Annotated in this window: 12 protein-coding genes; 5 read left to right on the plus strand and 7 right to left on the minus strand. The window is 62.7% G+C overall.

Going from position 1 to position 13390, the window contains the following annotated elements; all coding sequences use genetic code 11:
- Positions 1-36: 36 nt before the first annotated feature.
- From pntB to yqhD, 3 genes are all read right to left on the minus strand, one after another.
- A complete protein-coding gene (gene pntB / locus BN1133_RS17600; protein ID WP_050667759.1) occupies positions 37-1521 on the minus strand; it encodes a Re/Si-specific NAD(P)(+) transhydrogenase subunit beta in 1485 nt (494 codons plus the stop codon).
- 11 nt (positions 1522-1532) lie between these two features.
- Positions 1533-3059 (minus strand): Re/Si-specific NAD(P)(+) transhydrogenase subunit alpha, encoded by a 1527-nt coding sequence (pntA, locus tag BN1133_RS17605; protein ID WP_050667760.1) that lies wholly within the window; start codon positions 3057-3059, stop codon positions 1533-1535.
- A 499-nt stretch (positions 3060-3558) separates the two neighbouring features.
- A complete protein-coding gene (gene yqhD / locus BN1133_RS17610; protein WP_050667761.1) occupies positions 3559-4722 on the minus strand; it encodes an alcohol dehydrogenase in 1164 nt (387 codons plus the stop codon).
- A 135-nt stretch (positions 4723-4857) separates the two neighbouring features.
- Here yqhD and BN1133_RS17615 point away from each other — a divergent pair, with 135 nt between their 5' ends.
- Together BN1133_RS17615 and BN1133_RS17620 are read left to right on the plus strand one after the other, a co-directional pair.
- Positions 4858-5760, plus strand: a complete 903-nt coding sequence (locus tag BN1133_RS17615) for an AraC family transcriptional regulator (RefSeq protein WP_136614578.1) — start codon at positions 4858-4860, stop codon at positions 5758-5760.
- A gap of 1 nt (position 5761) precedes the next feature.
- On the plus strand, positions 5762-6280 hold the full coding sequence (locus BN1133_RS17620; protein WP_050667763.1) for a lipocalin family protein: 519 nt from the start codon (positions 5762-5764) through the stop codon (positions 6278-6280).
- A 54-nt stretch (positions 6281-6334) separates the two neighbouring features.
- Here the strand turns inward: BN1133_RS17620 and BN1133_RS17625 are convergent, their stop codons facing one another.
- Entirely contained in the window at positions 6335-8224 is a 1890-nt protein-coding gene (locus BN1133_RS17625; RefSeq protein WP_050667764.1) for a methyl-accepting chemotaxis protein, read from the minus strand.
- 253 nt (positions 8225-8477) lie between these two features.
- Between BN1133_RS17625 and tpx the strand changes: the two genes are divergently transcribed.
- Both tpx and BN1133_RS17635 read left to right on the plus strand, forming a co-directional pair.
- On the plus strand, positions 8478-8981 hold the full coding sequence (gene tpx, locus BN1133_RS17630) for a thiol peroxidase (protein ID WP_050667765.1): 504 nt from the start codon (positions 8478-8480) through the stop codon (positions 8979-8981).
- Positions 8982-9062: 81 nt separating this feature from the next.
- Entirely contained in the window at positions 9063-9848 is a 786-nt protein-coding gene (locus BN1133_RS17635) for a hypothetical protein (protein ID WP_050667766.1), read from the plus strand.
- Between the two features lie 28 nt (positions 9849-9876).
- On the opposite strand, the gene BN1133_RS17640 is transcribed toward BN1133_RS17635, so the two are convergent.
- Positions 9877-10545, minus strand: a complete 669-nt coding sequence (locus tag BN1133_RS17640; protein ID WP_050667767.1) for a glutathione S-transferase family protein — start codon at positions 10543-10545, stop codon at positions 9877-9879.
- Between the two features lie 24 nt (positions 10546-10569).
- The gene (locus tag BN1133_RS17645; protein ID WP_050667768.1) at positions 10570-11190 is read right to left on the minus strand and encodes a glutathione S-transferase family protein; all 621 of its coding nucleotides are present in this window, start codon (positions 11188-11190) and stop codon (positions 10570-10572) included.
- A gap of 148 nt (positions 11191-11338) precedes the next feature.
- Here BN1133_RS17645 and BN1133_RS17650 point away from each other — a divergent pair, with 148 nt between their 5' ends.
- Positions 11339-11857 carry a TetR/AcrR family transcriptional regulator gene (locus BN1133_RS17650; RefSeq protein WP_136612781.1) on the plus strand — a complete coding sequence of 173 codons (519 nt, stop codon included), beginning with the start codon at positions 11339-11341 and terminating at the stop codon, positions 11855-11857.
- Positions 11858-11934: 77 nt separating this feature from the next.
- On the opposite strand, the gene BN1133_RS17655 is transcribed toward BN1133_RS17650, so the two are convergent.
- Entirely contained in the window at positions 11935-13305 is a 1371-nt protein-coding gene (locus BN1133_RS17655) for a phosphatidylserine decarboxylase family protein (RefSeq protein ID WP_050667770.1), read from the minus strand.
- Between the last annotated feature and the right edge of the window lie 85 nt (positions 13306-13390).

Consider the following 13390-nt stretch of genomic DNA (forward strand, 5'->3'; position numbering starts at 1 on the left):
AGGCCGATGGCCTCCTTACCTCACTCGGGGTCCCGATCACAGGGCCTTGAGGATTGCCTCGACGCTGGCCTTGGCATCGCCAAACAGCATCTGGGTGTTTTCCTTGAAGAAGAGCGGGTTCTGTACGCCGGCATAGCCGGTGTTCATGGAGCGCTTGAAACCGATGACGGTCTGCGCCTTCCACACTTCCAGCACCGGCATGCCGGCGATGGGGCTACCCGGATCTTCCATGGCTGCCGGGTTGACGGTGTCGTTGGCACCGATCACCAGAACCACATCGGTATCGGCGAAGTCTTCGTTGATCTCGTCCATCTCCAGCACGATGTCATACGGCACTTTCGCTTCGGCCAGCAGCACGTTCATGTGCCCCGGCAGACGACCGGCCACCGGGTGAATACCGAAGCGCACCTTGATGCCGCGATCGCGCAGCTTCTGGGTGATCTCGGCCACCGGATACTGGGCCTGTGCCACCGCCATGCCGTAGCCCGGGGTGATGATGACAGAGCCCGCGCCCTTGAGCAGCTCGGCCACGTCCTCAGCACTGGTCTCGCGATATTCGCCCATCTCCTGGTCGCCGCTGGAGGCAACCCCGTCGGAGCCGAAGCCACCGGCGATCACCGAGATGAAGGAGCGGTTCATCGCCTTGCACATGATGTAGGAGAGGATGGCACCGGAAGAGCCCACCAGGGCACCGGTCACGATCAGCAGGTCATTGGAGAGCATAAAGCCCGCCGCCGCCGCCGCCCAACCGGAGTAGGAGTTGAGCATGGAGACCACCACCGGCATGTCGGCGCCGCCTATGCTGGCCACCAGATGCCAGCCGAAGGCAAACGCGATCAGAGTCATGATCAGCAGGGCAGTGGTAGAACCACCGACCTTGACGAAGTAGACCATCAGGGCCAGGGAGACCAACACGGCCAGCAGGTTCAGCTTGTGACGGTGCGGCAGCATCAGCGGCTTGGAGGAGATGAGGCCACGCAGCTTGCCGAATGCCACCACGGAACCGGTGAAGGTCACGGCACCGATGAAGACGCCGAGGAACACTTCCACCAGGTGGATGTTGAGCATGGCACCGGTCAGGTGCTCGGCCTGGGCAGCTTGGGCAGCCTGCTCGAAGGCGGCACGGGCGGCGGCCAGGGTGGCATCCAGGTTGGAGCCGACGCTCACCACCACTTCGGCCGGGGCGGCCGGGTGCAGATCGATGAAGCTGTTAAAGCCCACCAGCACGGCCGCCATACCGACGAAGCTGTGCAGCACGGCCACCAGCTCGGGCATCTCGGTCATCTCGACCTTGAGGGCCAGACGCACGCCGATGGCACCGCCGATCACCATGGCCAGGATGATCCAGTGCACACCACTGGTCTCCGGGTTGAAGATGGTGGCCAGCAGGGCGATGGCCATACCGGCGATACCGAACAGGTTGCCATGCTTGGCCGTCTCTTGCTTCGACAGTCCCGCGAGACTGAAGATGAAGAGCACGGCGGCAACGATATAGGATGCTGTTACCAATCCTTGAGACACGTTAAACCCCCTTAATCCTTACGGAACATCTTCAGCATGCGCTGAGTAACGGTGAAGCCACCGAAGATGTTGATACTGGCAATCAGCACGGCGATAAACGACAGCCCGGTCACCAGGGCCGACCCTTGACCGATCTGCAGCAGGGCGCCGACCACTATGATGCCGGAGATGGCATTGGTCACCGACATCAGCGGGGTGTGCAGGGCGTGGGAGACGTTCCACACCACGTAGTAACCGACCACGCAGGAGAGCACGAAGACGGTGAAGTGGGAGAGGAACTCTGCCGGCGCGACTGAGGCAATCCAGCCGAAGGCGGCGATACCGAGCGCTCCCCAGACAAACTTCTTGTTGGAGGGCTTGGCCTCCTCCTTCTTGGCGGCCGGCTTGGCGGCGGCAGGCTTCTGCGGCGCGGCAGAGACCGAGATGGCGGGGGGCGGGAAGGTCACTTCACCGGCCTTGATGACGGTCATGTTGCGCATGACAACGTCCTCGAAGTCGATGACGGCGTTACCATCCTTCTCCTTGCACATCAGCTTCATCAGGTTCACCAGGTTGGTGCCGTAAAGCTGGGAGGACTGGGCCGGCAGACGACCCGGCAGATCGGTGTAACCGATCACCTTGACGCCGCTCTCGGTGACGTGCAGCTCGCCCGGCACCGTGTATTCGCAGTTACCGCCGGTGGCGGCCGCCAGGTCGACGATGACCGAGCCCGGTTTCATGCTGTCGACCATCTCTTTGGTGATCAGCTTCGGCGCCGGCTTGCCCGGAATCAGGGCGGTGGTGATGATGATGTCCACTTCCTTCGCCTGCTCGGCGAAGAGGGCCATCTCGGCCGCGATAAACTCGTCAGACATCACCTTGGCGTAACCGTCTGAGGAGGAGCCATCCTCGCCGCCGAAGTCCAGCTTGAGGAACTCCCCACCCATGGACTCGATCTGCTCGGCCACTTCCAGACGGGTATCGAAGGCACGCACGATGGCACCGAGGGAGCCAGCGGCACCGATGGCAGCCAGACCGGCCACACCGGCACCGATGACCAGCACCTTGGCAGGGGGAACCTTACCGGCTGCGGTGATCTGACCGGTGAAGAAGCGGCCAAACTCGTGAGCGGCTTCCACCACGGCACGGTAGCCACCGATGTTGGCCATGGAGGAGAGGGCGTCGAGGGCCTGGGCACGGGAGATCCGCGGCACCATGTCCATCGCCATCACATTGATGTTGCGCTGGGAAAGCTTCTCGACCAACTCGGGATTCTGGGCCGGCCAGATGAAGCTGACGAGGGTAGCCCCCTCTTTGATCAGCGCAATCTCGGCGTCGGTCGGCGCATTGACCTTGAAGATCAGGTCGGCGTTCCAGACGCTCTCGGCCACCTCTGCCCCCGCAGCCACAAACGCGGCATCATCGAAGCTGGAGAGGCGACCGGCGCCGCTCTCTACCACCACCTCGAAGCCGAGCTTTTTCAGCTGCTCGACGGTGGCCGGGGTCGCGGCGACCCGGGTTTCACCGGCGAGACTCTCTCTCGGTATTCCAATCTGCATGACTATTCCCTGATGGTTAGTAAATAATCGCAACCTTGCGCCTGTTTGATGACACAAACAGGCCCGGCCCAGCGCAGGCCGGCAAGTGTTTTGTTAAGAAAATCAGTGGCAGGCACGACAACATCCTGTTACTGCCCCTCCCCCGCTTTTCCGGTACGAACGTGATTAGTATCAAATTTTGGAGTTTTATGACAACCGGACCTTCTCCCCCCCCCTGTACAGATTTCGAACCGGGGCACCCTTCGCACCAAAAAAACAAACTACATGAATCACTTATAACAAAGCGATTGACTGAATCGAGAACTCCAACCAGTCAAAAAAATTGTTTTTGGCGGCCTCTAGCTTAGCGTTTTTTGTTATTACAAAAGTGGTCACTGGCCACGTTCTCGCCATCAAGTCTCAAAAAACAACACTTTTGTAACAGATGCGACCCCGTCGTCCGCCTGTCATGGCGTACGCGGGGTCCAGTGAGTCGTCCCTGTGGAAACGAGGCAGCCGGTTAGCGCGCCGCCTCATAAATATGCCGGCTCAGTGCCAGAGTGACCTTCCCCTGCTCGCCGAGGGCGGTATAACCGCGCGCCTCCAGCTTGGCCAGCATGGTCTCGATGTCCGGCTGCTCGATGCCGTAGTCGCGCAGCCGGGTCGGCACCCCCATGCGCTCGAAGAAGGCGCGGGTGGCGGCGATGGCGCCATCGATGCGCTCGGCCTCGCTGCCGCCATGCAGATCCCACACCCGCTCGGCGTACTGCAGCAGCTTGGCGCGCTTGCTGTCGCGCTGCGCATCCAGCATCACAGGCAGCACCACCGCCAGGGTCTGGGCATGGTCCAGGCCGTGCCGGGCGGTCAGCTCATGGCCCAGCATGTGGGTAGACCAGTCATGGGGCACACCGGCACCAATCAGGCCGTTGAGGGCCAGGGTAGCGCTCCACATGATGTTGGCGCGCACCGCGTAGTTGTCGGGCTCGGCCAGCGCCTTGGGGCCTTCCTCCAGCAGGGTCAGCAGCAGCCCCTCGGCGAAGCGATCCTGCACCTTGGCATCGACCGGGTAGGTGATGTACTGCTCGATGACATGCACGAAAGCATCCACCACGCCGTTGGCCACCTGACGCGCCGGCAGTGTGTAGGTGAGCACCGGATCGAGCACGGCGAAGCGCGGTATGACAAAGGGAGAGAAGAAGTGCTGCTTGTCACCGGTGCTCTTGCGGGTGATGACGGCCCCCATGTTCATCTCGGAGCCGGTGGCCGGCAGGGTGAGCACGGCGCCAAGCGGGATGGCGCCTTGCACCTCGCCGCCGACGGTCTCCAGGATGTGCCAGGGGTCCTTGTCGGCCGCGTAGGGCGCCGCCGCCGCGATAAACTTGGTGCCGTCCAGCACAGAGCCGCCACCGACTGCCAGCAGGAAGTCGATACGCTCGGCGCGGGCCAGGGCGACCGCCCCCATCAGGGTCTCGTAGGAGGGGTTGGGTTCGATGCCGCCGAACTCGAACAGGGTCATGCCACTCAGGGCCTCGCGGATGCGGGTCAGCACGCCGGTGCGCAGTACGCTGCCGCCGCCATAGGTGATGAGGACGCGAGCATCGGACGGGATCTGATCGCGCAGGGCGGCGATCTGCCCCTCACCGAACAGGACCTTGGTCGGGGTGTGCAACATAAAGTTGTTCATGGGATCTCCTCGCTGGGAACAACCGAAACAGGATTTGTTGCATTTTTCTCCCAAACGCATCTACCATCAAGGCAACTTCCTGCCTATATATTGCCTATTCCTACTGAACTTAGAGAAATGAGCACAGTCAAGCGAATGACACACCAGTCGACCCTGGCCAGCCGCCTCTGCGCCCTGGCTCCCGGCCAGGGCATCACGCCGGCTCCGGTACCCGGGGTGCACCTCATCTACACCACCGAGCACCACGACCGCATCCCTGTGCTCTACCGGCCGCGCATGATCATCATCCTGCAGGGACACAAGGTGGGCTATCTCTCGGACTTCACCTTCCGCTACGACCCCAAGCACTACCTGATGATGACCCTGCCACTGCCGTGCGAGTGCGAATGCTTTGCCTCTCCCGAGCAACCTCTGGTGGGCCTCTCCATCGATATCGACATGGCCGCCCTGCAGGAGTTGTTGCTGGAGATGGGGGACGCCGTGCCGACCCCGATGGCCGACCCGGGACGCGGCGTGCTCTCGGTCCCCCTCTCCGAGATCATGCTGTGCGCCGTCGAGCGGCTCATCGAGGTGATGGACAAACCCTTGCATGCCCGGGTGCTGGGCCCCCAGATAGTGCGCGAGATCCTGTTCCATGCCCTGCACGACGGTGGCGGTCCCGCTCTGCTCGCCCTCGCCAGCCGCCACAGTCAATTGGGGCAGATAGCCCGGGTGCTGCGTATCATGGAGCAGCGCTTCACCGAGAGCCTGACGGTGGAGGAGCTCGCCCGGGAGGCCAACATGAGCGTGTCGGCCTTCCATCACCACTTCAAGGCGGCCACCGCAACCTCACCCTTGCAGTACATCAAGACCCTGCGCTTGCACAAGGCGCGCCTGATGATGCTCAACGACGGCCTCAAGGCCGGGGTGGCGGCCGGGCGGGTCGGCTATGAGAGCGGCTCCCAGTTCAGCCGCGAGTACAAGCGTTTCTTCGGCAACACCCCGAGCGAGCACACCTCTCGTTATCGCGAAGGGCAAATGAACATAGTGGAGGGATAATATGCGCACACCGCTCCTGGCTTTTCTGCTCCTGCTGACCTCAGCCTGCACCGGCATTCCCGAGGGGCAACAGGTGGTCAAGCCCTTCCACCTCGAGCGCTACCTCGGCACCTGGTTCGAGATTGCCCGCCTCGATCACGGCTTCGAGCGGGACCTCCATCGGGTCACCGCCACCTACAGCCTGCGCGGCGATGGCGGGGTCAGGGTGATCAACCGCGGCCAGGCGCCCGATGGCAGCTGGCGCGAGGCCGAGGGACGCGCCTACTTCGTGGGGGCGCAGGACGAGGGACGCCTCAAGGTGAGTTTCTTCGGCCCCTTCTACGGCAGCTACAACGTGCTGGCGACGGACTATGACCTCGCCCTGGTGAGCAGCTACAACCTGCAGTACCTGTGGATCCTGTCGCGCTCTCCGACCCCCGCCAGGGAGAAGGTGCAGGCCCTGGTCGAGCAGGCCCGCACCCTCGGCTTCGACACCGGTGCCCTCATATGGGTCGAGCAGAGCCCAGTCCCACCCGGCTGATCCTTCATGAAACAGGGCGGCCACTGGCCGCCTTGTTTCACTCATCCACCCCCCTTACAGGCGAAAACGTCCCACCTCTGCCGCCAGCTGCTCGGTAAGCTGACGCAGAGCCGCCGCCTGCTCGGCCTCCTGCCGGGCCTGCTCGGCAAAGCCATGGGCCACGGTGCGGATATTCTCGGTATTGCGGCTGATCTCGGCGGTCACCGAAGTCTGCTCTTCGGCGGCCGTCGCTATGTGGGTCACCATGTCGCTGATGGAGCCGATCGCCTCGTTGATGCGCACCAGGCTGTCGTTGGCAGCATTGGCATCCTCCACGCTGGTACCGGCAAGGTCGCGGCTGGTCTCCATGCCACCGACCGCCCGCCGGGTGGTCTGCTGCAGGGTCTCGATCATCCCCTGGATCTCGGCCGTGCTGGCGTGAGTGCGCTGGGAGAGCACCCGCACCTCGTCCGCCACCACCGCAAAGCCGCGTCCCTGCTCCCCGGCCCTGGCCGCCTCGATGGCGGCGTTGAGGGCCAGCAGATTGGTCTGCTCGGCGATGCCGCTGATGGTGGCAAGAATGGAGCTTATCTGCTGGGCATGCTGGTCGAGTTCGGTGATCACCTGACCGGCGCCCCCCACCTCGTCCGCCAGACTGTTGATGCTGGTGCGGCTCTGGCCCACCTGGCCCTGCCCCTGCTGGGCCAACTTGACCGCATCACCGGCCGTGCTGGCCGCATATTCGGCGTTGCCGGCAATCTCCTGGGTTGCCGAGGCCATCTCGGTGACGGCGGTAGCGACCATGACGATCTCGTCCTGCTGCTGCTTGACCTGACGCGCCCGTCCCTCGGCCCCGGCGGCCTGCAAACGCGACTGCTCGGCCAGCGCCGTGGCCACATCACGCAGGCGGCTGACGATACCGTGCAGGCGGGAGACAAACTGGTTGAAGCTGCGCGCCAGCTGACCCACTTCGTCCTGACTGCGGGTCTCGATCTGCACAGTGAGGTCCCCCTCACCGTGAGCGATATCGGCCAATGCCCTGGAGACCCGGCCGAGATCGGCGAACAGGTAGTTGAAGATGGCGATCAAGAGCGCCCCGAACACCAGCAGCAACACCAGGGTCAGCCCCACCAACTGCCACAGCAGGGTGGTGAGGGGGGCGTGCAGCACATCCTTGTACATCACCATGGCAAGTAGCCAGTCGCTGTTGGGCACGGCCTGTACCGAGATAAGAACCTCCCGTCCATCCAGGGTTGCCTGCTGCAACACCTGCTCCTGACTCCAGCGCCTGAATCCGGCGCCGGAGAGGCCGGGAGCCAGCTCGCTGACCTGCTTGAGGGCGAGATCCTTCTGCGGATGGCCGACGATGAGGCCACTGCTGTCCAGCAGCATGGCGTAGCCCTCCCCCTGCACCTTCATGGCCAGCACCTCGTCGATCAGCTTGTCCAGCGCCAGGTTGGCACCTACGGCGCCGATGATCTTGCCCTGATGACGTACCGGCTCGGCCAGGGTCACCACCAGCTTCTGCATGGTGACGCTCACATAGGGAGCGGTGACGATCTGCTGACCGGCCTTCACCGCATCCTGGTACCAGGGACGCGCGCGCGGATCATAATCCCCCTTGTTGAGGGAGGGATCATTGCGTGTCATGACCCCCTGCGCCGAACCGAAGTAGGCGAGACCAAACCCTCCCGAGGTGAGAGCCTGCTGCAGATGAGGCACCAGCGCACTGTCGGGATCGGCGGCAATCACGTTAACCAGCGCACTGACTGTCTGGCGGCGATCCGCCATCCACTCCCCCACTCCGGAGGCATAGGCGTGCCCATAGTTGACGGCTTCACTCTGGATAGAGGCGAGGGTTCGACTCTTGAGGGTCTGGAAGGCGACCACGCCGAGCAGGGAGGCCACCAGTAAAACGACGCCCAAGCTGGTGGTGAGCAGCTTGCCGCGTAGAGAGAGAGTCATGACACAGCTCCTTGTTACGATGACAGGAGGAAAATACCCCCATATGGTTAATGGCTATCGGCATCGTCAAAGAGGGACTTTAGTGAAGCCAGCTAATAACTGATTAGTCAGGAGTGAAGGGCGAAGATCGCCGGGGCAAAAGGAAGGGCAGGCAACCATTACTGACAATTTAACGGCTACTTTTGGTGTGCCGGCCCGCCCCGAGTGGGTATAGTGCGCAAGAACATGTAAAACAAAAACAGGAATAGTAAACATGAGCAACACCATCACTCTGCAAGGCCAGCCTGTCGAGGTCGCCGGCCACTTCCCCGCCGTCGGTGAGCAGGCCACTGCCTTTACCCTGGTCGGCAAGGATCTGGCTGACGTCACCCTGGCCAGCTTCGCCGGGCAACGCAAGATCCTGAATATCTTCCCGAGCGTCGATACTCCGGTCTGTGCCACCTCGGTACGCAAGTTCAATGCCGAGGCGAGCGCCCTGAACAACGCCGTCGTCCTCTGCATCTCCGCCGATCTGCCCTTCGCCCAGGCCCGTTTCTGTGGCGCCGAGGGGCTGGACAAGGTCATCACCCTCTCCACCCTGCGCGGTGCCAACTTCATGGAGCAGTACGGTGTCGCCATCGCCTCCGGCCCTCTGGTCGGCCTCACCGCCCGCGCCCTGCTGGTGCTGGACGAGCAGGACAAGGTGCTGCACGCCGAACTGGTTAGCGAAGTGACCCAGGAGCCAAACTACGCCGCCGCCCTGGCTGCCCTCGCCTGATATCCCGGTGGGCCCTGCCGGGCCCACCCCATTTTGACCGGGAGGCTATGCTCAACAGAGCCGTTAGCCGAGGTCCAAGCCGTGTATCCACTCCTGCTGTTGCTACTGCTTCTCGCCCCCAGGCTGGAGGCGGCCGAGCTCACCCTCACCCTGCCCGCCTTCGAGGATGGCTCTCATCGCTACTACCACGCGCTGTTGCAAGAGTCCCTTGCGGACACCGGCGTCACCCTGACCATACGCCAACCCTTCGCCCATCTCCCCCAGAAACGCCTGCAGCGGCTGGTCGCGGATAACCAGATAGATCTGCTCTGGATGCTGCAGAGCGCAGAGCGGGATCGCCTGCTGACCCCGGTCCGGATAGACCTGACCCGGGGGCTCATCGGGCAGCGGTTGCTGCTCATTCCGAAAGGGGATGCCAAGAGTTATGAGGGGGTCAGGGATCTGGCGTCGTTTCGCGCCTTGGGCAAGGTGGGGGGATTGGGCGCTGGCTGGTATGACGAACGGGTATGGCAGGCGAATCGGCTTCCCTATCACGTGCGGGACGGGGAGTGGCGCCAGCTCTTTACCATGCTCACCCCGGATCGGGGCATCAACTACTTCTCTCGGGGCGTCAACGAGGTCCAATCAGAGGCGGCGCGCTACCCGGCCCTCGAGATAGAGCCGGGACTATTGCTGGTCTATCACAGAGACTTTCGCTTCTATCTCTCGCCGGCCGCCGCCAAGTACCGGAATACACTGGAACACGCCTTGAGCCAGGCCGAGCGCAGCGGCCTGATGGACAAGTTGCTGGATCATTACTTTCGACAATACCTCAAGCCACTGCGGCTGGAGCAGAGAGTGCGTCTCGAGCTGGAAGCTCCCGAATAGGGTGCCGCCACGAGGGCGGCACCTGAATTCAGCGGGTCACCATGTTACGAATTCGCTCGGCGCGCTCCTCGGCAGACAGCTCGCTGGGAGGGGGTACCAGCAGGCCACGCTGCACCGCCTCACGCTCACCGATCCGGGCCAGCCACCCTTGCAGGGCGCCAAGGCCCGAGATATCGATACCGCTCCACTCGTGGATACGCACCCAGGGGAAGGTGGCGATATCGGCAATGCTGTACTCCTCACCGGCCAGGTAGGGGTGCTGCTCCAATTGTCCATTCATCACCTCGAACAGACGACGCCCCTCTTTTTGGTAACGCTCGATGGCCGCCGGAATCTTCTCGGGGAAATAACGGTAGAAGACGTTGGCCTGCCCCATCATGGGGCCTACGCCACTCATCTGGAACATGAGCCACTGGATCACCTGTGAACGGGCCTTGGGATCGCCGGGCAGCAACTTGCCACTCTTCTCGGCCAGGTAGAGCAGTATGGCCCCCGACTCGAAGACGGCGAAGTCACCGTTATCGGTGTCGATGATGGCCGGAATACGCCCGTTGGGGTTGATGGCCAGAAACGCCGGCTGTTTCTGATCCAGCCGCGACAGATCGAGCGGGTGGACCCGATAGTCAATCCCCATCTCTTCCAGGGCGATGGCCACCTTGTGCCCGTTCGGGGTGGCGGCGGTATAGAACTCAATCATAAGAGGCTCCTCGGTTCGATGGCATTAGCCCAGGGCCGCGATGGCGGGACGGGCATGAAGTGTCTGGTACCAGCGGCTCAGGTTGGGGTAACGCCCCTCAATTTCGATCTCCAGCCGCTGACGGCAGAAATCGAGCAACACATAGCCCGTGATATCCGCCACGCTGAAGCGATCGATGGCCACGTATTCCCGTCCATCCATGCGGGCCTCGAGGCGGGGTAGCAGCTCCTCAAGGCGCGCTCTGGACTCCACCCCCCAGGCTTCGACACAGCGCTCCCGATCCCGGAAGAAGCCGGTCAGGTTTCTAAAGGCCTGAAAGGCAACCATGATCCCCTCCAGCTCCAGGATGCGGTTCCACATCTCCACCTGGCCCTGCTCCAGCGCGGTGTCACCAAACAGGCTCGAAGCACGGGGAGAGCCGGCATCGAAGAAGCGGCAGATGGCCATGGTCTCACACAGACAGGTGCCGTCGTCGAGCTCCAGCATGGGAATACGACCATTGACGCTCTTGGCCCGAAACTCGGGTTTCAGGTTGTCACCACTGCGCAGATCTACCTGCGATCTGGGCACTTCTATCCCCATTTCGGCCAGGAAGATGCTGACTCGACGGGCGCTCGGCGTGGGGGCCAGTTCATGGATTATCATGTGCTCTCTCTTTTTCTGAACGATCAGTTAGGTTAACCTAACGCATAACGGAACGAACGGTCAACAATGACGTTCACCCCTTCATGAGCGAGAGAGTACGATGGCAAGAAGTTGTAATTTTTGCAGAGATGAGAAACTGGAGCAGGCCATGGAGCTCTTCTGGCAGAAGGGGTATGAGGGCACCTCGGTGGCCGATCTGGTTAATCACCTCGGCATCAACCGCTTCAGCCTCTACAACAGTTATGGCGACAAGCTGACCCTCTATCGGGAGACGCTGCGTCACTACCTCTACACCCGGGGACTACCGGGGCTGGCTCGGCTCGAATCGGATCAGGGGACCCTGGACGATCTGCTCGAGCTGGTGGAGGCCTTCGCCGCCAAGCAGAAGGCGCAGAAATACGGCTGCTTCATGCAAAATGCAGTGCTGGAGCGCGGTGTGGCGGATGAAGAGGTGACACGGATCGCCAGCGAACTGTTTACGGCGCTCAACCACGCCTTCGCCAAGGTGCTTGGCCGCACCCTCCCCAGCGAGCGGGCCACTGCCCTGGCCGCCTATCTGGTGATGCAACTACAGGGGATCCGGGTGCTGGGTAAGGCGGGTCAGTTCGAGCTGCTGGAAAGTGCCCTCCATGTGCTGCGCGAACAGATCCTAAGCTGGAGAACCTGATACACCTTCGAAGCCACCCGGTGCACCTGATAAAAGCCAGGGCCGCCCAACGGCGGCCCATCTCTCACACCCTCGACTCAGCGAACCCGCGCCAACGCGGTATTGACCCTCAGGTTGCTCGCCTCCAGCCCGGGCTGCTGGCCGTAGAAGTCAAACTCCAGCTCGACCCCTGGGCGAAACAGCAGACAGTGGGTTGAGCCGCCGAAGTGGAACATGCCGAGCAAATCCCCCTTCTCGACCCGCTGGCCTTCGCGCACCGTCACCTCGCAGCTCGACACCTCGGCCATTCCCACCGGCACCACGCACATCAGACCGATGCGCGGGTTGTCCGCCTCGATGAAGATGAGGGCGCGGGTAGCCACCGCGGTGAGGAAGGGCTGGGACTGGTTGGGGGCGCTTGGATCGGCCCCCGCCGGGTTGGCGAAGCCCTGGTAGCGGTTGGCCAGGTAGTAACTGCCGTTGACCACCTTGACCGAACGTACGGTGCCGCTCACCGGGCTGTGCCAACGGTGATAGCTGAGGGCACTCAGGAACGCCTGGTAGACGGTACCGCCGACGAACCCGGCGGCGCCAGGATCGAAGTCGAGCAGGTTGTCGAGGGAGTAGTGCTGCCCCTTGAGCCAGAACGCCTCCTGACGCTGTACCCTCTTCACGACTTGCAGGGGAGCAGACTCACAGGCGTTGACGATGACAGCGTCGTCATCCGGCGCCGACACTGGACGAACGCCGGATCGGAAAGTACGGGTGAAGAAGTCATCCCAGCTGGCGAAGCCTTCATACTCGGCCTCCGGCGTGCAGTGAAAGATCTCCTCGAACTGCGCCGGCGTCGGGTTCTCCCCTGCCCCCAGAGCACCACGTGCCACCGCCACCATCTGCGACTTGGCCAGCGCCCCCAGCCAGGGAACGATCAGGGTCTGCCGATCGAGGGGACTCACCGACTCGGTCAGCACATAACGGGAGGCGGGGCTTTGCAGGAACTCGGCCCAGTAGGCAAGCACCCTCTTTAACTGCTGATTGACGAGCGTGTTGGCAAAGAAGCCGTAACCTGCGGCCGTGGCCATGGGCCAGTTGAGCAAGGCATTGATGGGAAAACCGATGAGGCCGGACGGCTCCTGGGTCTGCAGATCCTGATAGGCCTCGGGGGCCGTGGTCATGATGCCGTTGAGCAGCAGCAGGAACTCGGCGAAGCTGCGCACCTCGACTTGACCAAGCGGGGTCAGGTGCTGGTGCTGCCAGGCCTCCTCGAACATGGCCTCGGCCTGCCGGTACAGGGCCGGGTCCCCCTCCACCAGCGCCTTGAGCTCGGCCACCGGCGCCACCAGCGGGCGCGGATCCTGGGTGATCGCGTGGCGCAGGCGCTGTACCCAGCGCTCGACATGAGTCTGATCCTTGGGCATCCAGCCACCGGCATGGGCCGGATTCCGATGCATCTCCACTGCCTTGTTCATGGGTCGCTCTCCTTGGGTATCACGCCCTCGCCTGCCCGACAGCACAAACGCCAGAGCGAGGGCAACGCAGCAAGGTGTAGCACAG

The organism is Aeromonas schubertii, assembly GCF_000820105.1.
Classification (GTDB): domain Bacteria; phylum Pseudomonadota; class Gammaproteobacteria; order Enterobacterales; family Aeromonadaceae; genus Aeromonas; species Aeromonas schubertii.

Excerpts from the sequence above, each read along its gene's own strand:
- pntA (WP_050667760.1), bottom strand. The coding sequence starts at position 3,059 with ATGCAGATTGGAATACCGAGAGAGAGTCTCGCCGGTGAAACCCGGGTC.
- yqhD (WP_050667761.1), bottom strand. The coding sequence starts at position 4,722 with ATGAACAACTTTATGTTGCACACCCCGACCAAGGTCCTGTTCGGTGAG.
- BN1133_RS17615 (WP_136614578.1), top strand. The coding sequence starts at position 4,858 with ATGACACACCAGTCGACCCTGGCCAGCCGCCTCTGCGCCCTGGCTCCC.
- BN1133_RS17620 (WP_050667763.1), top strand. The coding sequence starts at position 5,762 with ATGCGCACACCGCTCCTGGCTTTTCTGCTCCTGCTGACCTCAGCCTGC.
- BN1133_RS17625 (WP_050667764.1), bottom strand. The coding sequence starts at position 8,224 with ATGACTCTCTCTCTACGCGGCAAGCTGCTCACCACCAGCTTGGGCGTC.
- tpx (WP_050667765.1), top strand. The coding sequence starts at position 8,478 with ATGAGCAACACCATCACTCTGCAAGGCCAGCCTGTCGAGGTCGCCGGC.
- BN1133_RS17640 (WP_050667767.1), bottom strand. The coding sequence starts at position 10,545 with ATGATTGAGTTCTATACCGCCGCCACCCCGAACGGGCACAAGGTGGCC.
- BN1133_RS17645 (WP_050667768.1), bottom strand. The coding sequence starts at position 11,190 with ATGATAATCCATGAACTGGCCCCCACGCCGAGCGCCCGTCGAGTCAGC.
- BN1133_RS17650 (WP_136612781.1), top strand. The coding sequence starts at position 11,339 with ATGGAGCTCTTCTGGCAGAAGGGGTATGAGGGCACCTCGGTGGCCGAT.
- BN1133_RS17655 (WP_050667770.1), bottom strand. The coding sequence starts at position 13,305 with ATGAACAAGGCAGTGGAGATGCATCGGAATCCGGCCCATGCCGGTGGC.